The sequence below is a fragment of the Alistipes muris genome, assembly GCF_943193205.1.
GTDB lineage: Bacteria > Bacteroidota > Bacteroidia > Bacteroidales > Rikenellaceae > Alistipes > Alistipes muris.
In genome coordinates, this window is record NZ_CALPDD010000013.1 from 43,399 (window position 1) to 67,119 (window position 23,721).

Below are 23,721 nucleotides of genomic sequence, written 5' to 3' on the forward strand. Positions count from 1 at the left end.
CATGCACACGGTCGAGGCCAGGACGATCCTGTCGCCGCAAAACGGCATGAACCTCTACCGCGGCTGCACCCACGGCTGCATCTACTGCGACTCGCGCAGCGCCTGCTACGGTTTCGACCACCCGTTCGACGACGTAGAGGTCAAGACCAACGCCGCGGAACTGCTCGAACAGGCGCTCCGTCGCCGGCGCACCCGCTGCATGCTGGGCACCGGCTCGATGACCGACCCATACATTCCGCTCGAAGAGGAGTTCCGCCTTGTCCGCCGGACCCTGGAGTTGGCCGACCGCTACGGCTTCGGCTTCACGCTCATCACCAAGTCGGCCCGCGTGCTGCGCGACCTCGACCTGCTGCGCAGCATCCACCGCAAGGCCAAGTGCGTGGTGCAGATGACCCTCACCACCCGCGACGAGGCCCTCTGCCGCCGGATAGAACCCAACGTCAGCACCACGCGCGAGCGCTTCGGGGCGCTGAAAACCCTGCGCGACGCCGGCATCCCCACCGTCGTGTGGCTCACGCCCGTCCTGCCTTTCATCAACGACACCGAGGAGAACCTGCGCGGCGTGCTCGACTACTGCATCGAAGCCCGCGTGCGCGGCATCGTCTGCTTCGGCATGGGCATGACCCTGCGCGAGGGCAGCCGCGACTACTTCTACGACCGGCTCGACCGGCTTTTTCCCGGCATGAAAGAGCGCTACATCCGCACTTTCGGCAACCGCTATGCCCTCGCGAGCCCCGACAACGAACGGCTGACGGCCATATTCCATGCCGAATGCGAACGCCACGGCATCATGCACGACAACCGGCAGATTTTCGACTACCTCCGCACCTTGGAGCCGACGCCGCATCCGACGCTTTTCTGACGCCTTTCCGCCGCCCGCCGCTTTTCTGACGCCGGGCCCTGCCGCCGCGAAATTTCACGGAACAATCATTTCGCCCCGTACTCCGGACGAGTCGTCCGCACCCGCTCTGACGTCCCAAGGCACGAAAAAGCGCGGCCGCCGAAGCAGCCGCGCCGAACCGGGGAAAGGGTGCGCCTCTATCTTGCCAAACCTTTGATTTTCTGCGCAAAGGAATCGTATTCGGCACTCAACGACGACATCAGCTCGCGGACCGACTGGATTTTCTCGGCCCGCCAGGCGTTGGCGCCGCAGAAAGCGTAGCCGTTCTGCAACTTGCCCTTGAAGGCGTTGTAGAGCGCCAGCATGATGCAATAGGGGCTGTGCGTCACGTCGCAGGTCTTGATGCAGTCGAACGGACAGGCCTTGGGCCGCTTCAGCCCCTCCCTGACCCGGTCGAGGAACGAACTGCGCAGCGCCCGGCCCGGCATCCCGACGGGACTTTCGATGATTTCGATGTCCTCGCGGCGGGCGTCGATGTAGCTTTGCTTGAACGCCGGGTCGGCGTCGCACTCGTCGGTGGTGACGAAGCGCGTGCCCATCTGCACCCCCTCGGCACCCAGTTCCATGATGCGGTAGATGTCCTCGCCCGTGTAGATGCCGCCGCCCGCGATGACGGGAATATGGCACTCGTGCTCGGCGCCGAATTTCGACACCTCCGCCACGATTTCGGGCACCAGCGTTTCGAGCGAATAATGCGAATCGTCTATCTGCTCGCGCTTGTAGCCCAAGTGTCCGCCCGCCTTGGGGCCCTCGACCACGATGGCGTCGGGCACGTAGCGGTACTCCTCGAACCATTTGCGGCACAGCAGCACGGCAGCCCGCGCCGACGAGACGATGGGCGCCAGCTTGGTCCGGGCACCCTCGGGCAGGAACGACGGCAGGCTGAGCGGGAGCCCGGCCCCCGAAAAGATGATGTCGGCCTTCTCGGCAATGGCCGTGCGCACCATGTCGGCGAAGTTGGACATGGCCACCATGACGTTGACGCCGATGATGCCGCGCGTGGCTTCGCGGGCCTTGCGCAGCTCCTCTTTCAGTCCGCGGATCGACGCTTCGCGGTAGTCTGCGGGGCGCGAACCGTAGATGACGCCGAGCCCGGCCGACGAAATCACCCCGATGCCGCCCTCGCTGGCCACGGCCGAAGCGAGCCCTGCCAGGGATATGCCTACGCCCATACCGCCCTGCACGATGGGCACCGAGGCGCATAAATTTCCGATTTTCAGTGTTTTCATTTATTCGTTCTTGAATAAGTTCCGGGCCAAAGATAGGTATTTTCGGCCGAAAAATTCGGCACTCAAGAACAATTTCACAAAAACTTAACACTGCGCGTTCTGCGGCGCTCGTCGGTCAGCTCACGCTCGACGATTCCCGTAAGCACGTCGGGCGCGTCGTGCCAGCGGTTGGCCCGGAACTGGCGCCTGTAAGCGGTCAGATGGCCGTGGAGCTCGGGCCACCGCAGCCGCCAGTCGCGCGGGAAGCGCAGCAGATGCAGCACGGTCGCCGCGTTGGAGAGGATGCGGGCCTCCTTGTTGCCGTGCTGGTGGAACCACTCGACCCGCACATCGGGCGCGAGCCGCTGCACCGCGCGGGCGAACCCCCGGCCGCCGGGGATCGAGTTCGGAGGAGGGCGACACCTTGAGCGCCTCGAAATTGAGGTGGAGCCACTCGTCGTGCCGCAAGGTGCCGAGCTGCTCCCAGCGCCGCAGCGCAACCACCTTTTCGCGCTGCATGATGGTGCCTATCAGGTCCTCCTCGTGCCAGCGCGTAAAGACGATGAGCTCGCGCGAAGCATTGTGCATACGGGTGCGCACGACCGAGGTGTACCACTCCCAGCAATTGGCGCGGATGATGGGCGAATTGGCTTCGAGGGCGTCCTTGTAGAGGTCGTCGAGCACGAAGCAGTCGACGCGGTTGCCGGTGAGCGACCCCTCGCGCCCGACCGACAGCAGGCCGCCCCGGTGTCCGACGATTTCGACCTCGTCGGCCGTGCGGATGTAGTTGGGCGGCTTGTTGCCGCACTTGATGGTGGTGACGGGGAAAATATCGCCGTACTCGCGCGATTCGAGGATGCGCTGGACGCGGCGGTTGAATTTCGACGCCAGGGCCCCCGAATAGGAAGCGATGGCGACACGGCAATCGGGGTCGGCCCCGAGGATGTAGGCGGGCAGCAGCGTAGTGGCCCCCACGCTCTTACCGTGCTGGGGCGGCATGGTGACGATGAGCCGCCGGACCTGCCCGCGGGCGAACGCCTCCAGGACGCGGTAATAAGCGCGGTGGAACGGCTGCAATTCCAAAAAAGGATAGACCGCCAGCGCGAAATCAGCGAACGAGGGGGCAGGATGTCCGGCTCCGGCAGGTCCGGCAAATTCGGAGGGAATTGGTTCGGCGGAGGGTTCAGGGCCCAGGACGGATTCGACGGAGTTTCCAACCGCGGCAGGCAGTCCGAAGCCAAAAACCGGTTCGGCGGAGTGACCCGACCCGGAATCGGGGGCAGCAGAGTTCCCAGGGCCGGGGCTGGATTCGGATTCGGCAAAACTTGCGGCCGCAGCGGCCGGAGAAACAAAAACCTCTGCGGGAGAGTGTCCCGCAGAGGAAAAATCGGATGGACGATTCATGAAAGTACGATTTCTGAACCCTCTGCGCGGCGCCGCGGCGGGCGGGTTCGTCTGAGTGGTTCCGGCGGGCGGCGCCGCGCCCGAAAGGCGGGAAAGGGCCGGAACTCAACAAGGTGAACTTTGCTCTTGCTCGGCAAAGCCATGCAAGGAGGAGGAAAACAAGCGTAGCGCAGTTAAGAATCTAATGGCCACAGATGTTTCACTGCGTTCAACATGACATACTGCTACCCTCTGTCATTCTGAGGAGGTCCGACGCTCGCTCCACATGACATTTATTCCTTATTAACTATACATTATTCACAATTTCCTGCAACGCCTTGCGTTGCCATCTGCGGCGGCTCGCATCGGAGATGCGTCCGGCCCAGCCGCCGCAGATGAATATGCCCGGCTGCATCTTACTTTACGGACTATAATTTCCTCCGGCAGGCAAAATTCCACCATTCTCACGAGTATGCCCTCTTCCGTTGCAGCCATTCGCGGGCCCGGCCGGGGCGGTTGCGCCACGGGCGCGAGCCGGGCGCCGCGGGAAAACACGCACACACATGCCCCAGCTATAAACTCCGGAAAAGGTCCCGGATTTCGCCGAACGAAAAATCGTTCGGCACCTCCCCGTCGGCCGCGAAAGTGTGGAACTCCCACCACACGGGCACGAGGTCGGAAATCGGCTCGGCGGTGCCCTCGGGCTGCGAAACGCGGCGACGATAGACGATAACCGAAGCCGTCAGACGCCACGCGGCGCCCTCCGTCTCGCCCTCGACCGACCCCGAAAAATAGCTGCGGCCGCCGACGGCTTGCGCGAGAAGCGCCGCGACCTGCCGGTAAAGTTCGGATGAAACAGGATACATAACAGAAAACCAACGTTTTTTTGAATGGATGATTTGCGCGAAAGAATAAATTGCTTAACTTTGCAGGACAAAGATATATTCAAAAATTGAATTTCGATACGGCTTAGTACAATTTTTTATTATAATATTTTCCGATAGCACAGCCATGAACGAACGGGTAAAATTGATACGCAAGCAACTCGGGATGACCCAAGAACAACTTGCACAGCGACTTGGCATCGGCAAGGCAGCCCTTTCGATGATCGAGACGGGCAAGGCGGGGCTTTCGTCGCGCAACCGCAACATATTGGTTCAGGATTTGAACGTCAACCCCGAATGGCTCGAAACCGGCCGCGGCCGGATGTTCAACGCCGAACCCGACCTGACGGCCTACATGCACCGCACCGACAACTCGCTGCCCATGCAGAGCGTGCCGCTCTACTCGATCGAGGGCACGGCGGGGCTGGTGCCGCTTTTCACCGACCGTGCGCAGGCCAAACCCATCAACTTCATCCACATCCCCAACCTGCCCAAGTGCGACGGCGCCATCTACATCGTGGGCGATTCGATGTATCCGCTCCTCAAAAGCGGCGACATCGTGCTCTACAAACAGCTGTGCGACCTCAACGACATATTCTGGGGCGACATGTACCTGCTCTCCATCGACATGGACGGCGAAGAATACGTGACGGTGAAATACATCCAGAAGTCCGACCGCGAGGGCTATGTCAAGCTTGTGAGCCAGAATCCCCACCACGCCGACAAGGAAGTGGCTGTCGGCCGCATCCGCGCCCTGGCGCTGGTCAAGGCCTCCATCCGCATGAATTCGATGCGGTAGGAGCGGGCCCCCGATTTTCATTTTCGATTTTTTGTGAGTATCTTTGAAATTCGGATAATGCTGCCACGCAAAAAACAACAACTCAATAAGCTGATGAAAACCAACTACGAAATCCGCTACGCCGCGCATCCCGAAGATGCCAAACACTACGACACGGCCCGTCTGCGCCGCGACTTTCTGATTGAAAAGGTCTTCGCGGCCGACGAGGTCAACATGGTCTATTCGATGTACGACCGCATGATCGTCGGCGGCGCGATGCCCGTGAACGAAACGCTCCGGCTCGAAGCCATCGACCCGCTCAAGGCCCCGCACTTTCTGACGCGCCGCGAAATGGGCATCTTCAACGTCGGCGGCAAAGGCCGCGTGAAGTCGGGCGACACGGTGTTCGAGCTCGATTTCAAGGAAGCGCTCTACTTAGGTGCGGGCGACCGCGAGGTGACTTTCGAGAGCGCCGACCCGCAGCACCCGGCCAAGTTCTACTTCAACTCGACGACGGCCCACTGCACCTACCCCGACCGCAAGGTGACCAAGGCCGACGCCGTGGTGGCCCACATGGGTTCGCTCGAAGGCTCCAACGACCGCAACATCAACAAGATGCTGGTCAACCAGGTGCTGCCCACGTGCCAGCTCCAAATGGGCATGACCGAACTGCTGCCGGGCAGCGTCTGGAACACGATGCCGGCCCACGTACACTCGCGCCGCATGGAAGCCTACTTCTACTTCGAGGTGCCCGAGGAACACGCCGTCTGCCACCTGATGGGCGAAGTCGACGAGACGCGCCACATCTGGATGAGGGGCGACCAGGCCGTCCTCTCGCCCGAGTGGTCCATCCACAGCGCCGCCGCCACCCACAACTACACGTTCATCTGGGGCATGGGCGGCGAGAACCTCGACTACGGCGACCAGGATTTCTCGAAGATTACCGACTTGAAATAAACGGCCGCCAGCAAACTTCGCAATGAAAGCAACAAGGCTGTTTTTCTTTCTTCTTTCTTTGTTTTTTTCTTGCAGTCTCTCCGCGCAGAACAAAAATACGATTCGCGTAGGTGCCGGCGTCAATGTTCGCAGCAGTGTCGACAACGACCGGCTTTCGGCCGGGCCGTCGCTGCTGGTGGAATATGGCCGAAGTGTCAACAGCTATTTCGCTGTTGCAGTCGAAATCCACACCGACATGTGCAAAAACGGCACAGCGTCCGATTTATATGGAGCTGGGGTCAGTTTGCGAGGTATGGCCACACCGTTTCCCCAAAAATTCCGATGGGTCAAAGTCGGTGTCGGCGCAACGTACGATCGCTGCAAGTATCTGTACGGCGTTCATTTCAAGGACAAGGAAGGGCAATCGGTCTTGAAGCACATGCAGCACTCCGCCGGTTATTGGGGCATCGACTTTCCGATACGCGCCTATTTTATCGACAGCCGGCAGTTCGAGTTCTATGCGTTCTATAACATCAAAACGATGTTTGCGGGCGGCAGGTATCATTGGAACTACTCCCATGGCGGTCTGGCATTCGGCGTCAGATTCTGAGGCTGCATAATATAGTTTTCACCTTTAACTTTTAACTTTTCCCTTTATAAAAATGGTAAACTTTTCTTTGGAAGGCAAGGTCGCTCTCGTGACGGGCGCTTCCTACGGCATCGGCTTCGCGCTGGCGACGGCATTCGCACGCCAGGGCGCCAAAATCGTCTTCAACGACATCAAGCAGGAGCTGGTCGACAAGGGACTGGCCGCCTACAAGGCCGAGGGCATCGAAGCCCACGGCTACGTCTGCGACGTGACCAGCGAGGAGCAGGTCAACGCGCTGGTGGCTCGGATCGAAAAGGAAGTCGGTGTGATCGACATCCTTGTGAACAACGCCGGCATCATCAAGCGCATCCCCATGCACGAAATGACCGCCGCCGAGTTCCGGCAGGTAATCGACATCGACCTCAACGGCCCGTTCATCGTCTCGAAGGCGGTCATCCCCTCGATGATTAAGAAAGGCCGCGGCAAAATCATCAACATCTGCTCGATGATGTCCGAGCTGGGCCGCGAAACCGTGTCGGCCTACGCGGCCGCCAAGGGCGGTCTGAAGATGCTCACGCGCAACATCGCGTCGGAGTACGGCGAGTACAACATCCAGTGCAACGGCATCGGCCCGGGTTACATCGCCACGCCGCAGACCGCGCCCCTGCGCGAGAAGCAGGCCGACGGTTCGCGCCATCCGTTCGACGCGTTCATCGTCGCCAAGACCCCCGCGGCACGCTGGGGCACGCCCGAGGACCTCATGGGCCCCGCCGTGTTCCTCGCTTCCGAAGCCTCGGATTTCGTCAACGGCCACGTGCTCTACGTCGACGGCGGCATCCTCGCCTACATCGGCAAGCAGCCGCAATAAGGGCGTGCCGGAAAATTCACCCAAGAGGTACCCGCTTCGGGCACCTCTTTTTTCATTTCTATCGCAGGACCGTTCTTTTGCCGTTCGGCCACCCCGGAAACAAATATTCCGGCGGATTGTGAACATTCTAACAATAAATTCCTATATTTGTATTAGGCTTATAAAAACTAACCTTCTCATTAAAGACATGGAACAGCATTCTGTGCACGAAATGCACGACGTCGTGATTCGCTTCTCGGGCGATTCGGGCGACGGCATGCAGCTCACGGGCACGCTCTTCTCCGACACCTCGGCGCTGATGGGCAACGGCATCTCGACTTTCCCCGACTACCCCGCCGAAATCCGCGCACCGCAAGGCACCGTCGCGGGCGTCTCGGGTTTTCAGGTCCACTTCGGCAGCCGCCGCGAGTTGAATCCCGGCGACTACTGCGACGTGCTGGTGGCGATGAACCCTGCCGCGCTCAAAGCCAACCGCAAGTGGCTCAAGCCGGGTGCCACGGTCATCCTCGACGGCGATTCGCTCACCGAGGAGCACATCCGCAAGGCCGGGTTCGCCACGCTGGACCCGCTCGCAGAGCTCAAGCTCGACGAGTACAACGTCGTCGTGCCCGGCATCACATCCATGACCCGCGAAGCGCTCAAGGATACCGGGCTCGACAACAAGTCGGTCGTCAAGTGCAAGAACATGTTCGCGCTGGGCATCTGTTTCTGGTTGTTCGACCGCCCGGAGGACCATGCCTATAAGTATTTGGACAGCAAGTTCGCCAAGAAGAATCCCGCCGTGGCCGAGGCCAACAAGCTGGCCATCAAGGCGGGCTACAACTACGCCGCCAACACCCACCAGTTCGCCAACAATTACCGCGTGGCGCCTGCCGACCTCGAAAAGGGCACCTACCGTTCCATCAACGGCAACGTCGCTACGGCGTGGGGCCTTTGCGCCGCCGCCGAGAAAGCCGGGCTGCCGCTCTTCTGCGGTTCCTACCCCATCACTCCCGCCACGGTCATCCTCGAAGAGTTGGCCAAGCGCAAGGACCTGGGCGTCAAGACCGTGCAGGCCGAGGACGAAATCGCAGGCATCTGCACCGCCATCGGTGCCGCGTTCGCCGGCAACTTCGCCGTGACCACCACTTCCGGCCCGGGCCTTTCGCTCAAGAGCGAAGCGCTGGGGCTGGCCGTCATGACCGAGCTGCCGCTCGTCGTGGTCGACGTACAGCGCGGCGGTCCCTCGACGGGTCTGCCCACCAAGACCGAGCAGAGCGACCTCGCGCAGGCGCTCTACGGCCGCAACGGCGAATGCCCCGTCATCGTCGTGGCCGCTTCGTCGCCGAGCGACTGCTTCCACTTCGCGTTCGAGGCGGGCCGGCTGGCCATGGAGCACATGACCCCCGTGGTGCTGCTCTCCGACGGGTTCATCGCCAACGGTTCCGAACCCTGGCGCATCCCGCAGATGAAGGACTACCCCGCCATCTGCCCGCCCATCGTCGACCAGGCGCCCGAGGAGGGTTTCATGCCCTACGTACGCAATGAGAAGCTCGCCCGCGGCTGGGCGTTCCCCGGCAAACCCGGACTGGAACACCGCGTGGGCGGTCTGGAGAAAGATTGCGTGAAAGGGTGCATCTCCCACGACCCGGCCAACCACCAGAAGATGGTTTCGACCCGCGCCGCCAAGGTGGCCAAAGCCGCCGACTACATTCCCCGGCAGCAAGTCTGCGGCGACCCGGAGGGCGACCTGCTGGTCGTAGGCTGGGGCGGTACGCGCGGCCACCTGCAGAACGCCGTCGACGAAATGCGCCGCGAGGGCCGGCGCGTCTCGCTCTGCCACTTCAACTACATCTGCCCGCTGCCGCACGGCGTCGAGGAGATCTTCGCCAAGTTCCGCCGCATCGTTGTCTGCGAGCTCAACGAGGGGCAGTTCGCCGCCTACCTGCGCCAGCAGTTCCAGCAGTTCAGCTACGAACAGTTCAACAAGTGCGAGGGGCTGCCGTTCACGGTGGCCGAGCTGAAACAGAAATTTGAATCCTTACTGAACCGATAAGTTATGGCAGACTACAAATACACTCCGGCTGATTTCAAGAGCGACCAGGAGGTGCGCTGGTGCCCCGGCTGCGGCGACCACGCCATTCTCAACGCCGTGCAGCGCGCCCTGCCCGAAGTGGCCGACCGCACCGACACGCCGCACAACCTCTTTACGTTCGTCTCGGGCATCGGTTGTTCGTCGCGCTTCATCTACTACATGAAGACCTTCGGCTTCCACTCGGTCCACGGCCGCGCCAATGCCGTGGCCACAGGCGTCAAGGTCGCCAATCCGCGGCTCAACGTGTGGGTCACGACCGGCGATGGCGACTCGCTGGCCATCGGCGGCAACCACTTCATCCACGCCATCCGCCGCAATGTCGACCTCAACGTGATTCTGTTCAACAACGAAATCTACGGACTGACCAAGGGGCAGTACTCGCCGACGTCGAAGTTGGGCAAGATTACGAAGACTTCGCCCTATGGCACGGTCGAGAAGCCGTTCAACCCCGGCGAGCTGGTCATCGGCGCCAAGGGCACCTTCTTCGCCCGCTCCATCGACATGGAGGTCAGCCTCTCGAAAGACTGCATGGTGGCCGCCGCGCTGCACAAGGGCATGTCGGTGGTCGAGGTGCTGCAAAACTGCGTGATATTCAACGACAAGACCCATGCGGCGTTCGCGGCCGACAAAGCCACGCGTGCCGAACATACGATTACGCTGCGCCACGGCGAAAAGATGCTTTTCGGCGCCAACAACGACAAAGGGCTCGTCTTCGAGAACATGAAGCTCAAGGTCGTGACCGTGGGCCAGGACGGCTACACGCTCGACGATGTGCTGACGCACGACGCCCACGAACGCGACACGACGCTTCACATGATGCTCGCCGCGATGAAGTATCCCGACTATCCGGTGGCCGTGGGCGTCATCCGCGCCGTCGAGGACGATGCGGTCTACGACCAAGCCGTCGAGCGGCAGGTCGAGGAGGTCAAGGCTTCGTCCCAAATCCGCTGCGTCGACGACCTGCTCCGCTCCGGCGCCACGTGGGAGGTATAGACGAATTCCGAATTTGCAAGTAAGCGATGCCAGGAACTATCGTAAGCGGATTATGCCGAGTATGAGCGAATGAATCGTTAGCGGCATCCGGCTTACGACGGATAAACATGAGCGCCACCGCCCATAGAGACGGTGGCGCTTTTCTGTCAGATGTACGGATGGGTCATCGGCTTCCGGCTCGTTATGCCCGAGTGCCCGCCCGGACCAATTGCAAGAAAAACACAGTTTTTCCCTGTTCCGCAGCAAAGTTTTCGCCGCTTCGTTTGGTTTTTCAAAAATTCGTCTTACCTTTGCATCCGCAACGGGGGATTAGCTCAGCTGGCTAGAGCGCTTGCATGGCATGCAAGAGGTCACGAGTTCGAATCTCGTATTCTCCACGAAGGGCAAAATGTCCGACAGACTGCAAACAAATGTTTGCAGTTTTTTTGTTTCCGGGCAAAAGCGCGGATTCATGCGCAGATGCCGCCCGGAAACAAAAGAAACCGCATTCGCGGCTATCGGACATTTTCGTTTCTTCGTTCGGATGCCTGCGGCAGCAAAGAGATCGGACGAACATCGCGAGGCCAATTCCGCATATCTTTCCGAAAGCCTTTCCCGCGCCGCAAAAAACCGCTTCGCTCATCGCAATCTTTTCCACCTCACAAACGCCATTCTCACAAAAGCAAGAGTTGCGGGGCGAAAATAGATTGATTTTCATAGGCCGCCCCGCGAGTGCTGCGCACTTCGATTCCGATATTCTCCACAAAAAAAGCAACCGGAAAAACCGATTGCTTTTTTATTTCACCTATGCCCTCCTTTTACAGCTTCCGCACCTCGGAGATACCCATAACCTTGTAAGACGCGGCCAACTCCTCGTCGCGGTTGGAGATAACCAGCAATTTGTCGCCCAGCAGCAACCCGGTGTTGCCCTTGGGCACAAAGTAGTCGCCGTCGCGGCAGACCATCATGACCAGCGTGTTTTCGGGCAGTTCTATCTCCCGCAGCAACTGCCCGCGTTCGAGCATGCGTTCGTTGACCTCCACTTCCGTCAGCACCGACTTCATGTCCTCGTGCATGTTGACGTTGAATGCCGATTCGCGTTCCTCGTACGAAAGTCCCAGCAGGTTGGCCATCACGCTCACCGTCGTGCCCTGCACCACCAGCGAAATGATCGTCGAAAGGAAGACTACGTTGAACAGCAGGCCGGCATGCGGCACTTCGGCAATCAGCGGATAGAGCGCAAACAGAATCGGCACCGCACCGCGCAGTCCCACCCACGAAACGTAAAGCCGCGCCTTGGTCGTGAATTTGCGGAACGGCGCCAGGCAAAGGAATACCGACGCCGGGCGTGCCACCGCAATCATGAAGACACCCACCAGCAGTCCCAGCAGCAGCACTTCGGGTTGAAGCAGTTCGTCGCTGTTCACGAACAGACCCAGCATCAGGAACATCATGATTTGCATCAGCCACGTGAATCCGTCGAAGAAGATGGTCATGGGCTGTTTCTGCGCCAGTTTGCGGTTTCCGACCACCAGCCCCGCCAGATAGACGGCCAGATAGCCGTTGCCGCGAATCAGGTCGGTAAAGGCGAACGCAAAGAATATGAAAGCCAGCAACAGCACCGAATAGAGCGAGCGATTGGCCAGATTGATGCGGTTGATGATCCACACCGCCGCACGGCCGATCAGATAGCCCGACAGAGCGCCGACCACCATCTGCACGACGAACAGCACCAGGTTCGTCCCGAAGCACATTTCGCCCTGCGAGCGCGAGAGCACCCCCACCAGCAGCACCGTCAGCATGTAGGCCATCGGGTCGTTCGAGCCGCTCTCGAGTTCGAGCAGCGGGCGCAGGTTCTGCCGCAGGCCCTGTTTCTTGCTTCGCAGAATCGAGAACACCGACGCCGAGTCGGTCGACGACATGGTCGACGCCAGCAGCAGGGCCGCCGTGAACGAGATTTCGGTACCCGCCACAGGCGCCACAAGCCACACGAACGTGCCCAGTATCAGTGCCGTTATGACCACACCCCCCGTCGCCAGCACCACGCCCGGGCCGATGATGGGCCGAATCTGCGAGAATTTCGTGTCCATACCGCCCGTAAAGAGGATGATGCAGAGCGACACCATCCCCACGAACTGGGTCACTTCGACCGAGCGGTACGAAATGAAGTCCAGCCCGAAAAGCATGCCCACGCCCAGGAAAAGCAGCAGGGCGGGCGCACCGAAACGGTAGGCCGCCTTTCCGGCAAGCACCGCCACGAACAGCAGCAGCGCACCGACCAGCACAATATGTTCACTTGTAAAGTCGATCATCTTACTGCGGTATGAATATGTAGGTAATGGTCCCCTGCTGCCGCGCCGGGGCCGACTGGTCGATGTTGAACAGCGACGCCCGGGCCGCCCGCAGGGCCGTTTCGCGCATACACGCGTCGCCGCCATATTCCACATGGGCGGCGGTCACTTCGCCCGAGCGGTTCACCGTCACGCTCACTTCCACTTCGCCGCCGCCCTCGCATTGGTAGGCCGGCACCACCAGCCGCCGCGACGTCCGCACGGGATTCGTCAGCGAGAACGACACCGTCACGCGGCCTTTCATCTTGCGGTCCTGCCGTTCGGTCCCCTCCTCCGAGCCCGTCCGTTGGCGGATGGCCTGTTCTTCAGCCAGCCCCTGCTCGTAGGCTTCGCGGTTGGCGCGCATCCGTTCGGCCGCTTCCGAAGCCGCATCGTTCAGCGCCGCGGCATTGGTCCCGCGGTCGTCGCGGAGTTCTTCGTTCAGTGCATTTTCGTTCGACGCCGCATTGCGGACGCTCTTCCAGTCGACAGGGTCCTGTTCCTGCCGGCGGCGCACTTCCTCTTCCAGCCGGGCGCGTTCGCTTTCCAACTCGGCCAGCGTCTGTATGTCGATGTACATCCCCTGCGTCGAGGCCCGGCGGCCGACCGCTATCTTCGACGATACGAATACGATCATCAGCACCAGATAGGCTATCAGCGTCACGCAGAGCCCTATCCGGTGGTTGTAGGCCCAGGCCCCGGCATCTTCGTGCCGATTGTCGAACGGCAGCTTCAGGCGCGGCCGTCCGGCAGGGCGGGGTCTGTTGTCGGAGGGTGTCTCTGTCATGTCAGGCGGTCGGAATTTCGGACAAAAATAGTTTTTTTTAGCGATTTTTTATATCTTTGGGCACAAAATATTCAGAAACCAACGCTTATGTCAACCAAACAGCAAACGCTCAAAGCGCCCATTTGCTTTTCGGGCAAAGGGCTGCACACGGGCGTCGAAGTAACCATGACCGTCCGCCCGGCCGACGCCGATTCGGGTATCGCTTTCCGTCGCGTCGACCTCGAGGGACAGCCCATAATTCCCGCTTTGTGCGATAACGTGACCGACACTTCGCGCGGCACCACCATCGAGGCCGGCGGCAACCGCGTCAGCACCATCGAACACATCATGTCGGCGCTCTGGACGCTCGGCGTGGACAATGCACTGATCGACATCGACGGTCCCGAAGCCCCCATCATGGACGGTTCGGCCCGCGAGTACGCCGAAGCCATCGTCCGCACGGGCGTCGTCGAGCAGGAGGCCGAGCGCACCTATTACCACGTCACCGAGAAGATGGTCTACACCATCCCCGAAAAGGGCGTGGCCATCATCCTCTACCCCGACGACGAGTTTTCCGTTTCGCTGCACGTCGATTACAATTCCAAGGTCATCGGCAACCAGTATGCCACCTTCGAGCCCGGCGACGACTACGCATCGAAAATCGCGCCGTGCCGCACGTTCGTCTTCCTCCACGAGCTGGAGCCCCTCATCAAGGCCAACCTCATCAAGGGCGGCGACATGGACAACGCCATTGTCGTGGTCGAGAATCCCGTGCCCGAGGAGGAGCAGGAGAACCTCAAGAAGATTTTCAACAAGTCGGGCATCGAAATCAAGCCCGGTTACCTCAATAACCTGGAGCTGCGCTGCAACAACGAGCTCGCACGGCACAAGCTGCTCGACCTCCTGGGCGATTTCGCGCTCCTCGGCGTGCGCATCAAGGGCCGTGTGTGGGCTACCCGCCCCGGCCACTTCGCCAATACGGAGTTCATGAAGCAGCTCAAGCGCTCCATCCGCAAGGCCGGCGAGAAACCCCGCTACACCTACGATTGCCGCAAACCTGCGCTCTACGACATCAACGCCATCCGCAAGATGCTGCCCCACCGTCCGCCGTTCCTGCTGGTCGACCGGATTTTCCATTGCGACGCTTCGTCGGTGGCCGGCATCAAGAACGTCACCATGAACGAGCCGTTCTTCGTGGGCCACTTCCCCGAGGAGCCCGTCATGCCGGGCGTGCTGATTGTCGAGGCCATGGCCCAGTGCTCCGGCATCATGGTGCTCAACACCGTGCCCGACCCCGAGAACTACTCCACTTACTTCATGAAGATCGACGGCGTGAAGTTCAAGCGCAAGGTCGTTCCGGGCGACACGCTCCAGTTTGAAATCCACCTCCTGGAACCCATCCGCCGCGGCGTTGCGCTGGTCGAGGCCAAAGCGTTCGTCGGCGAGACACTCGCCTGCGAGGCCGTGTTGATGGCGCAGGTCGTCAAAAACCGCCAGTAAGATGATCAGTCCGCTTGCTTACGTTCACCCCGACGCCAAGTTGGGGGCCAACGTCACGGTCGAGCCTTTCGCCTGCATCGCGGGCGACGTGGTCATCGGCGACGATTGCTGGATAGGTCCCGGGGCCGTCATCCACGACGGGGCCCGCATCGGCAGGAAGTGTAAGATCCACACCGCGGCTTCGGTGTCGTGCCTGCCGCAGGACCTCAAGTTCGACGGCGAGGTGACCACCTGCCAGATCGGCGACTGCAACGACATCCGCGAGTACGTCACCATCAGCCGCGGCACCAAGTCCACGGGCACGACCATCGTCGGCGACGGCAATCTGTTGATGGCCTACGTCCACGTCGGCCACGATTGCGTCGTCGGCAGCCATTGCGTCATCGCCAACCGTGTTTCGCTCGCTGGCGAGGTCCATGTCGACGACTGGGTCGTCATCGGCGGCCACGCGGCCATCCACCAGTGGACCCGCATCGGCGCGCACGCCATGATTCAGGGCGGCGCCCTCCTCGGGCAGGACCTGCCGCCGTTCGTCATCGTCCGCAACGATACGCTCCGTTTCGCCGGAATCAACAAAATCGGGCTTTCGCGCCGCGGCTTCACGCCCGAGCGCATCGCCGAAATCCACGAGGCCTGCCGCATCCTGTTCCAGAGCGGTCTGAACTATCTGAACGGGTGCAGCGAGGTCGAGCGTTCGGTGCCCCAGAGCCCCGAGCGCGACTATCTGCTGGAGTTCATCCGCTCGTCGAAACGCGGCATCATCAAGCCCTACGCTTCCGGCCACCGCGAAGCGTAAAAAAATCCCTATATAATATTGGTATATCGGATTTTTTTCGTACATTTGTCGTGTCGAAAGACAGGACGCACGCAATAAGGGGACGCAAAGTCCCCTTATTTCATAGTTGTACACAAGTTGACTTACGTTTTTCAGCCATGATCGACCCTAAAAAAATCATCGCCGCCGCCGAGCGCAGGCTTGCAGGTTCCGACATGTTCGTAGTGGGCTGCAATTGTTCGCCGGGCAATGAAATCGAGCTCTTGATCGACAGCGATTCGTCGGTTTCCATCGACGCCTGCGTCGAGTTGAGCCGCGCCGTCGAGGCGGAGTTCGACCGCGATGCCGAGGATTTTTCGCTCACCGTCGCTTCGGCCGGCATCGGTTCCGAACTCCGGTGCCTGAGACAGTACCGCAAGCTCGTCGGCAGGCCCGTCGAGGTGCTGCTCGCCAGCGGCGTGAAAATTACGGCCCGGCTCGACGAGGTCGACGATGAGAGCCTCACCCTCTCCTACGAGGAGAAGCAGGCCGTCGAGGGCAAGAAGCGCAAGCAGCTGGTCCGCGTCACGCGTCGGTATCCTTTCGCCGAGGTCAAATCCACCCGCGAATATCTGGACTTCAAATAAAGTAGAAAGCGAAACGTGAAAAGCACCTTGATTAAGACGAACCGAAATTTCCGCATCGAACATTTCACCTTTCACTTTTAACTTTTCACCTTTCACCTCGAATGAATCATCCGCAATTCAAAAAAATACAAAACAAACAATAACCCCATGGACAATCTCAATCTTATCAGCAACTTCGCCGAGTTCAAGGAGTTGAAGAACATCGACAAGCCCACCATGATCGGCGTGTTGGAGGACGTCTTCCGCCACGCCCTGCAAAAGCAGTACGAGAGCGACGAGAATTTCGACGTCATCATCAACCCCGAGAAGGGCGACCTCGAAATCTGGCGCAACCGCACGGTCGTCGAAGACGGAGCCGTCGAGAATCCCAATACGCAGATCGCCGTTTCGGAGGTCAAGGCCATCGACTCCACCTACGAGGTCGGCGACGAGTATGCCGATGAAATCAAGCTCGCGTCGTTCGGGCGCCGTACCGTCCTGTCGCTCCGGCAGAACCTCGCTTCGCGCATCCTCGACCTCGAAAAGGCCAACCTCTACGAGAAGTATTCCGAGAAAGTCGGCGAAATCATCACCGGCGAGGTTTACCAGGTCTGGAAAAAGGAGGTGCTGATTCTCGACGACGACGAGAACGAGCTGATTCTCCCCAAAAGCGAGCAGATTCCCAACGATTTCTATCGCAAGGGCGACACCATCAAAGCCATCGTCAAGTCGGTCGAGATGAACAACAACCAGCCCCGCATCATCCTCTCGCGCACGGCCAGCCAGTTCCTCGAACGTCTGTTCGAGCAGGAGGTTCCCGAGATTTCCGACGGTCTGATCACCATCAAGAAAATCGTCCGCATCCCCGGCGAGCGGGCCAAGGTCGCGGTCGAATCCTACGACGACCGCATCGACCCCGTCGGTGCATGCGTCGGCATGAAGGGTTCGCGCATCTATTCCATCGTCAAGGAGCTGCGCAACGAGAACATCGACGTCGTCAACTTCACGGCCAACACGCAGCTGATGATTCAGCGTGCGCTGAACCCCGCCAAGATTTCGTCCATCGTCCTCGACGAGGAGAAGCAGACCGCCGCCGTCTACCTCAAGCCCGACCAGGTGTCGCTGGCCATCGGCAAGGGGGGTCTGAACATCCGCCTTTCCAAGATGCTCACCGGTTACGACATCGACGTCTACCGCGAGGTCGAGGAGGAGGATGTCGCCCTCACGGAGTTCGCCGACGAAATCGAACCTTGGATCATCGAGGCCCTCAAGAACGTCGGGTGCGACACCGCCAAGAGCGTGCTGGAGCTTCCCGTCGAGGAAATCGCCGCCCGCGCCGACCTCGAGTTGGAGCAGGCACAGAAGGTCGCCGAGATTCTGAAGGCCGAATTTGAATAGCATTTACACGCAAAGAAAGGAGAACACACAATATGGGGAATGAAAGAAAATTAAGGCTCATTCAGGTGGCCAAGGAGTTCAACGTGGGTATCAACACCATCACCGACTTCTTGCACAAGAAGGGCATCAAGAGCGACGGTTCGCCCAACACGCAGGTCGACGCCGACACCTATGCGATCCTCGAAAAGGAGTTCGGCGCCAACCGCGCCGCGTCGGGTGCCCGCGATTCGATCCGCGAGCGGATTTCGCTGAAGCAGACCACCGTTACCATCGAGGGCGGCAAGAAGCCGCAGGAGGAAGAGAAAGAGGTCGTCATCAAGAGCAACGTCATCAACGTGCGCGACGAAATCCAGCAGCCCAAGTTCCTGGGTAAAATCGACCTCGACCCCAAGCCCAAGGCTGCAAAGACGGCCGCGAAGCCCGTCGTAAAGGCGGAGCCCGCCAAGACCGAGGCGCCCAAGGTCGCCGAGACCCCGAAGCCCGAGCCCAAGGCGGTTCCCGAAACCGTCGTGGCCAAGCCCGTTGAAACGCCTGCCGCGAAACCGGTTGAAAAGCCCGTCGAGAAGCCCGCCGAAAAGAGCGAACCCGCCAAGGCCGAGGAGCCCAAGCCCGAAGCGCCCAAGGACAACATCTTCCGTCCCGAAACCGTGACCCTCACCGGGCCGCAGGTCCTCGGTACGATGGACGTTTCCGGTTTCGTTCCGGGCGGCAAGCACAAGCGCAAGCGTCTTTCCAAGGAGAAAGTCGACGTCACCAAGGCACAGCGCGGCGGCGGTCAGAGCGGCGCCGGCACTCCCGGCGGTCAGCGGCCGGGCGGCCAGGGCGGTCCCAACCGCGGCGGCGCCCAGGGCGGCAAGCCCGCACCCAACCAACCCCGTCCGGGCGAGGGGCGGCGTAACCGCAAGAAGAACAGCCAGGCCGTCGTTCGTCCCGAGGTCAGCGACGAGGAGGTATCGAAGCAGATCAAGGACACCCTGGCCCGGCTCACGGCCAAGGGTGCCAAGAATACGGGTGCCAAGCACCGCCGCGACAAGCGCGAAGCGGCCGCCGAGCGGATGAACGAGCAGATGGAGCGTTCCGTGCAGGAGCGTTCGACGCTCAAGGTCACCGAGTTCGTCACCGTCAGCGAGCTGGCTACTATGATGGACGTCGCGCCCACAGAGGTTATCACGGCCTGCATGAACCTCGGTCTGATGGTTTCCATCAACCAGCGGCTCGACGCCGAAGCGTTGGCCGTCGTCGCCGAGGAATTCGGGTTCAAGGTCGAGTTCGTCTCGGTCGAAATCCAGGAGGCCATCGCCGAGGAGGACGCCGACAGCGAGGAGAACCTCGTGCCGCGTCCGCCCATCGTCACCGTCATGGGACACGTCGACCACGGTAAGACGTCGCTTTTGGACAACATCCGCAAAACCAACGTCATCGAGGGCGAAGCCGGAGGTATCACCCAGCACATCGGTGCTTACAGCGTCGAGCTCAACGGTCAGAAAATCACGTTCCTCGACACTCCGGGCCACGAAGCGTTCACCGCCATGCGTGCCCGCGGTGCCAAGATTACCGACGTCGCCATCATCATCGTCGCAGCCGACGACAGCGTCATGCCGCAGACGGTCGAAGCCATCAACCACGCGCAGGCCGCAGGCGTTCCCATGGTCTTTGCTATCAACAAGATAGATAAACCCAACGCCAACGCCGACCACATCAAGGAGCAGCTTTCGCAGATGAATTACCTCGTCGAGTCGTGGGGCGGCAAGTACCAGGACCAGGAGATTTCGGCCAAAAAGGGTCTCAACCTCGACAAGCTCCTCGAAAAGGTGCTCTTAGAAGCCGAGATGCTCGACCTCAAGGCCAACCCCGACAAGAAAGCCGTCGGCACGGTCATCGAGTCGACGCTCGACAAGGGGCGCGGCTACGTCTCCACCATCCTCGTCCAAAGCGGTACGCTCCGCATCGGCGACGTCGTGCTCTCGGGTACCTACACCGGGCGCGTCAAGGCCATGTTCAACGAGGACGGCAAGAAAGTCACCGTCGCCGGGCCCTCCACGCCCGTGCAGGTGCTGGGTCTCAACGGCGCTCCGCAGGCGGGCGATACGTTCAACGTCATGGACGACGACCGTTCGGCGCGCGAAATCGCCAACAAGCGCGAGCAGTTGCAGCGCATGCAGGGCATCATGACCCAGAAGCACGTCACGCTCGACGAAATCGGGCGCCGCATCGCCATCGGTTCGTTCAAGGAGCTGAACATCATCGTCAAGGGCGATGTCGACGGTTCGGTCGAGGCCATGTCCGGGTCGCTCATCAAGCTCTCCAAGGAGACGGTGCAGGTCAATGTCATCCACGCCGCCGTGGGTCAGATTTCCGAATCCGACGTCCTGCTCGCCGCCGCATCCAACGCCATCATCGTCGGGTTCCAGGTGCGTCCTTCGGCCGCCGCACGGCGCGTCGCCGAGAAGGAGGAGATCGAAATCCGCCTTTACTCCATCATCTACGACGCCGTCAACGACATCAAGGACGCTATCGAGGGTATGCTCGAGCCCGTCATGAAGGAAGAAATCGTCGCTTCGGTCGAGGTCCTGGAGATTTTCAAGATTTCCAAGGTCGGCACCGTCGCCGGGTGTATGGTCCGCGAGGGCAAACTCCAGCGGTCCACGCCCATCCGCGTCATCCGCGACGGTATCGTCATCTACACCGGCAAGCTCGGGTCGCTCAAGCGGTTCAAGGACGATGTCAAGGAGGTCGCTGTCGGTCAGGACTGCGGTCTGAACATCGAGTCGTTCAACGACATCCGCATCGGCGACATCGTCGAGGGTTACGAGCAGGTCGAAGTCAAACGTAAATAGTATCATCCAACCCGCATAAAAGCATGAAGAACCCCATCCATTTCATCACCCCCGAAGAGGCGGTCAAAGTGATCAAATCGGGCGACCACGTCCATCTGAGTTCCGTGGCTTCGGCTCCGCAGTGCCTTATCAACGCCATGTGCGCGCGCGGCGAGGCCGGTGAGTTGAAGGACGTCCACGTCCACCATCTCCACACCGAGGGTCCGGCGCCCTACGCCGATCCCAAGTTCACGGGCATCTTCCAGCTCGATTCGTTCTTCGTCGGCGCCAACGTGCGCAAGGTCACCCAGAGCGGCGACGCCGACTACATCCCCATCTTTCTCAGCGAGACGCAGAAGCTCTACCGCTGCGGCGCCGTGCCGTGCAACGTGGCGATGATCCAGGTTTGTCCGCCCGACAAGCACGGGTACGTTTCGCTCGGCACGTCGGTCGACGCTACGTTGGCCGCCGTCGAGTGCGCCGACCACGTCATCGCCGTCATCAACAAGAACGTGCCGCGTGCGTTCGGCCAGGCCATGATTCCCATCTCCAAAATCGACATGTTCGTCCAGGACGACACGCCGCTTATCGAGGCCAAGTTCTCCGAACCCAACGAGGTGGAGACCGCCATCGGCAAGCACTGCGCCGCGCTCATCGAGGACGGCGCCACGCTCCAGATGGGCATCGGGGCCATCCCCAACGCCGTGTTGAGCCAGTTGGGCGGCCATAAGAACCTCGGTATCCACACCGAAATGTTCGCCGACGGCGTCTTGCCGCTCGTCGAGAAAGGCGTCGTCAACGGCGAGGCCAAGAAGACCGACCCCGGCAAGATGGTTTCCACGTTCCTCATGGGTTCCAAAGCCGTCTACGATTTCATCGACGACAACCCCGGCGTGTTGATGATGGACGTAGGTTATACCAACGACCCCTACGTCATTTCGCAGAACGACCGTTTCGTCGCCATCAATTCGGCTTTGCAGATCGACCTCACCGGGCAGGTTTGCGCCGATTCGCTCGGCACCAAGTTCTGGTCGGGCGTCGGCGGTCAGATCGACTTCGTCTACGGCGCTTCCCTCTCCAAGGGCGGCAAGGCCATCATCGCCATGCCGTCGATTACCAACAAGGGAGTTTCCAAGATTTGCCCCACTTTGTTGGACGGTGCCGGCGTGGTCACTACGCGCAACCACATCCACTGGTTCGTCACCGAGTTCGGCGCCGTCGACCTCTACGGCAAGACCATGCAGGAGCGCGCACGCCTGTTGATTTCCATCGCCCACCCCTCCGCCCAGGAGGAGCTCGACCGCGCCGCTTTCGAGCGTTGGGGGTCGCACCACCACTACATCAAGGGTTACATGTCCAAGTAATTCCGGGCCATAAATTCTTTGTTCACAAGGAGCAGCCGTTTTCTCGGTTGTTCCTTGTTTTTTGTTTCATTTTTTTCAGCGCCTGCCCCGCCGTCCTGCCCCGCCCTTTCCCGCAGAACTCTGCAACGTCCTGCGTTGCCACCTGCGGCGGCCCGCATCGTAGATGCGTCGCTCCCAGCCGCCGCAGATGAATACACTATCGCTAACTATTTCTTACTTTGTGCGGTCCGTTAACCTTTCCGCACTTCGCCCCTGCGTTCTTTTACCAGCCCCTCTGTCATTCTGAGGAAAGGCGTAGCCTTGACGAAGAATCTAAATTCAAGCATTGCTTGTTATTCTGAGCGCAGTAAAGAATCTTTCCGCCCCTCCGCAAAGCCCCCTTATTCCCTATTTCATTATCAATTATTCATTACCTTTGTCCCATCAACATTTTGCCATGAATCCCAAAGCCCAAGGTTATTTCATCGGCGCCCTCGCCGCCGTCACTTACGGGACCAATCCGCTCTTCGCCCTGCCGCTTTACAGCGCCGGTATGGACCCCGATTCGGTGCTGTTCTTCCGTTACCTTTTCGCCATTCCCATCCTCGGCGCCATGATTCGGTTGCGCGGCCGGAGTTTCAGGGTCCGGCGGGCCGAGATCCCCTTGCTCGCGGGTATGGGTATCCTCGTCGCCCTCTCGTCGTTGGCGCTCTTTCTGAGTTACAATTACATGGACGCAGGGATCGCATCTACCCTGCTTTTCGTCTATCCCATCCTCGTGGCTTTGATTATGGCGTTCGGGTTCCACGAAAAATTATCGTGGACCACTTCCTTGTGCATTCTGTTCGCCATGGGCGGCATCGGGTTGCTTTACAGGGCCAGCGACGGTTCCACCCTCAGTCTCACCGGTACTTTGCTCGTCTTCGTTTCGGCGCTTTCCTATGCTATCTACATCGTCGCCGTCCGGCAGTCCCGGCTCAAGGACGTTCCCACGCTCGCCGTCACCTTCTACGTCCTGTTCTTCGGATTGATGCTCTTTCTCTTCCGCGTCGATTTCGGCCGTTCGCTCCTCTTGCCCGGGGCTTGGTACTTGTGGGGCAACCTCTTGGCGCTCGCCGTCTTCCCCACCGCCGTTTCGTTCCTCTGCACCACGCGCGCCATCGGGCTCATCGGGTCCACCCCTACCGCCATCCTCGGAGCCCTCGAGCCCGTCACGGCCGTTTGTTTCGGTGTCCTCATCTTCGGTGAAGCGCTCACGGTCCGCATCGTCTGCGGCATCGCCTTGATTATCCTCGCCGTCACGTTCATCATCGCCGGCAGCAATATCGGCGTTTACCTCACCCATTTCCGCAAGCTCTTTCCCCGGTTGCGGCGAGTCCGCTCCGACCTTTAGATTTCGGTGCGTCTTCTCCTTTTCGTCTTTCTGCTCGTCTGTTTGGCGTATCTTTCCACCCTTATCTGTTAATAAAATAACACGTTACGGTCTTTTCACCGTTATTTTGGTCTGAAATTTGGGGGGGGGATTTTTTGTATCTTTGCACTGCCGGGCTGAAGCTGGATAGCCCGGTGCTGGGATGTTGACGCAACTCCACACC

The 23,721-nt window shown here is 60.2% G+C and carries 20 protein-coding genes and 1 tRNA gene; 16 read left to right on the plus strand and 5 right to left on the minus strand.

Going from position 1 to position 23,721, the window contains the following annotated elements:
* Position 1: 1 nt before the first annotated feature.
* Positions 2-862, plus strand: coding sequence for an SPL family radical SAM protein (locus NFR47_RS07745; protein WP_251215005.1), 861 nt, complete (start codon positions 2-4; stop codon positions 860-862).
* Positions 863-1,038: 176 nt separating this feature from the next.
* On the opposite strand, the gene NFR47_RS07750 is transcribed toward NFR47_RS07745, so the two are convergent.
* From NFR47_RS07750 to NFR47_RS07760, 3 genes are all read right to left on the minus strand, one after another.
* A complete protein-coding gene (locus tag NFR47_RS07750) occupies positions 1,039-2,130 on the minus strand; it encodes an NAD(P)H-dependent flavin oxidoreductase (protein WP_251215006.1) in 1,092 nt (363 codons plus the stop codon).
* A gap of 120 nt (positions 2,131-2,250) precedes the next feature.
* The gene (locus NFR47_RS07755) at positions 2,251-3,186 is read right to left on the minus strand and encodes a terminase large subunit domain-containing protein (protein ID WP_251215007.1); all 936 of its coding nucleotides are present in this window, start codon (positions 3,184-3,186) and stop codon (positions 2,251-2,253) included.
* 878 nt (positions 3,187-4,064) lie between these two features.
* Positions 4,065-4,358 (minus strand): hypothetical protein, encoded by a 294-nt coding sequence (locus NFR47_RS07760; RefSeq protein ID WP_251215008.1) that lies wholly within the window; start codon positions 4,356-4,358, stop codon positions 4,065-4,067.
* A gap of 145 nt (positions 4,359-4,503) precedes the next feature.
* On the opposite strand from NFR47_RS07760, the gene NFR47_RS07765 reads away from it, so the two are divergent.
* From NFR47_RS07765 to NFR47_RS07800, 8 genes are all read left to right on the plus strand, one after another.
* Complete coding sequence (locus NFR47_RS07765) at positions 4,504-5,175, plus strand: XRE family transcriptional regulator (protein ID WP_251215009.1); 672 nt, start codon at positions 4,504-4,506, stop codon at positions 5,173-5,175.
* A gap of 93 nt (positions 5,176-5,268) precedes the next feature.
* Positions 5,269-6,111 (plus strand): 5-dehydro-4-deoxy-D-glucuronate isomerase, encoded by an 843-nt coding sequence (gene kduI, locus NFR47_RS07770; protein WP_251215010.1) that lies wholly within the window; start codon positions 5,269-5,271, stop codon positions 6,109-6,111.
* 22 nt (positions 6,112-6,133) lie between these two features.
* Positions 6,134-6,700, plus strand: a complete 567-nt coding sequence (locus NFR47_RS07775) for a hypothetical protein (RefSeq protein WP_251215011.1) — start codon at positions 6,134-6,136, stop codon at positions 6,698-6,700.
* A gap of 52 nt (positions 6,701-6,752) precedes the next feature.
* Positions 6,753-7,547 carry a gluconate 5-dehydrogenase gene (locus NFR47_RS07780; RefSeq protein ID WP_251215012.1) on the plus strand — a complete coding sequence of 265 codons (795 nt, stop codon included), beginning with the start codon at positions 6,753-6,755 and terminating at the stop codon, positions 7,545-7,547.
* Positions 7,548-7,734: 187 nt separating this feature from the next.
* The gene (locus NFR47_RS07785) at positions 7,735-9,582 is read left to right on the plus strand and encodes a 2-oxoacid:acceptor oxidoreductase subunit alpha (protein WP_251215013.1); all 1,848 of its coding nucleotides are present in this window, start codon (positions 7,735-7,737) and stop codon (positions 9,580-9,582) included.
* A 3-nt stretch (positions 9,583-9,585) separates the two neighbouring features.
* Complete coding sequence (locus NFR47_RS07790) at positions 9,586-10,614, plus strand: 2-oxoacid:ferredoxin oxidoreductase subunit beta (protein WP_251215014.1); 1,029 nt, start codon at positions 9,586-9,588, stop codon at positions 10,612-10,614.
* 303 nt (positions 10,615-10,917) lie between these two features.
* Positions 10,918-10,991, plus strand: a tRNA-Ala gene (locus tag NFR47_RS07795).
* 11 nt (positions 10,992-11,002) lie between these two features.
* Complete coding sequence (locus NFR47_RS07800) at positions 11,003-11,299, plus strand: hypothetical protein (RefSeq protein WP_251215015.1); 297 nt, start codon at positions 11,003-11,005, stop codon at positions 11,297-11,299.
* Between the two features lie 112 nt (positions 11,300-11,411).
* On the opposite strand, the gene NFR47_RS07805 is transcribed toward NFR47_RS07800, so the two are convergent.
* Positions 11,412-12,905, minus strand: a complete 1,494-nt coding sequence (locus NFR47_RS07805) for a potassium/proton antiporter (protein WP_251215016.1) — start codon at positions 12,903-12,905, stop codon at positions 11,412-11,414.
* A gap of 1 nt (position 12,906) precedes the next feature.
* Positions 12,907-13,710: an energy transducer TonB gene (locus NFR47_RS07810; protein ID WP_251215017.1), complete on the minus strand. Its 804-nt coding sequence runs from the start codon at positions 13,708-13,710 to the stop codon at positions 12,907-12,909.
* A gap of 87 nt (positions 13,711-13,797) precedes the next feature.
* Here NFR47_RS07810 and NFR47_RS07815 point away from each other — a divergent pair, with 87 nt between their 5' ends.
* The 7 genes from NFR47_RS07815 (at position 13,798) to NFR47_RS07845 (ending at position 23,519) form a co-directional block, all read left to right on the plus strand.
* On the plus strand, positions 13,798-15,189 hold the full coding sequence (locus tag NFR47_RS07815) for a bifunctional UDP-3-O-[3-hydroxymyristoyl] N-acetylglucosamine deacetylase/3-hydroxyacyl-ACP dehydratase (protein WP_251215018.1): 1,392 nt from the start codon (positions 13,798-13,800) through the stop codon (positions 15,187-15,189).
* A 1-nt stretch (position 15,190) separates the two neighbouring features.
* A complete protein-coding gene (lpxA, locus tag NFR47_RS07820; RefSeq protein WP_251215019.1) occupies positions 15,191-15,985 on the plus strand; it encodes an acyl-ACP--UDP-N-acetylglucosamine O-acyltransferase in 795 nt (264 codons plus the stop codon).
* 137 nt (positions 15,986-16,122) lie between these two features.
* Positions 16,123-16,590, plus strand: coding sequence for a ribosome assembly cofactor RimP (rimP, locus tag NFR47_RS07825; protein ID WP_251215020.1), 468 nt, complete (start codon positions 16,123-16,125; stop codon positions 16,588-16,590).
* A gap of 147 nt (positions 16,591-16,737) precedes the next feature.
* Positions 16,738-17,967 carry a transcription termination factor NusA gene (gene nusA / locus NFR47_RS07830; protein ID WP_251215021.1) on the plus strand — a complete coding sequence of 410 codons (1,230 nt, stop codon included), beginning with the start codon at positions 16,738-16,740 and terminating at the stop codon, positions 17,965-17,967.
* Between the two features lie 32 nt (positions 17,968-17,999).
* A complete protein-coding gene (infB, locus tag NFR47_RS07835; protein ID WP_251215022.1) occupies positions 18,000-20,804 on the plus strand; it encodes a translation initiation factor IF-2 in 2,805 nt (934 codons plus the stop codon).
* 23 nt (positions 20,805-20,827) lie between these two features.
* On the plus strand, positions 20,828-22,147 hold the full coding sequence (locus NFR47_RS07840; RefSeq protein ID WP_251215023.1) for an acetyl-CoA hydrolase/transferase family protein: 1,320 nt from the start codon (positions 20,828-20,830) through the stop codon (positions 22,145-22,147).
* Between the two features lie 436 nt (positions 22,148-22,583).
* Positions 22,584-23,519, plus strand: a complete 936-nt coding sequence (locus tag NFR47_RS07845) for a DMT family transporter (RefSeq protein WP_251215024.1) — start codon at positions 22,584-22,586, stop codon at positions 23,517-23,519.
* The last annotated feature ends 202 nt before the right edge of the window (positions 23,520-23,721 follow it).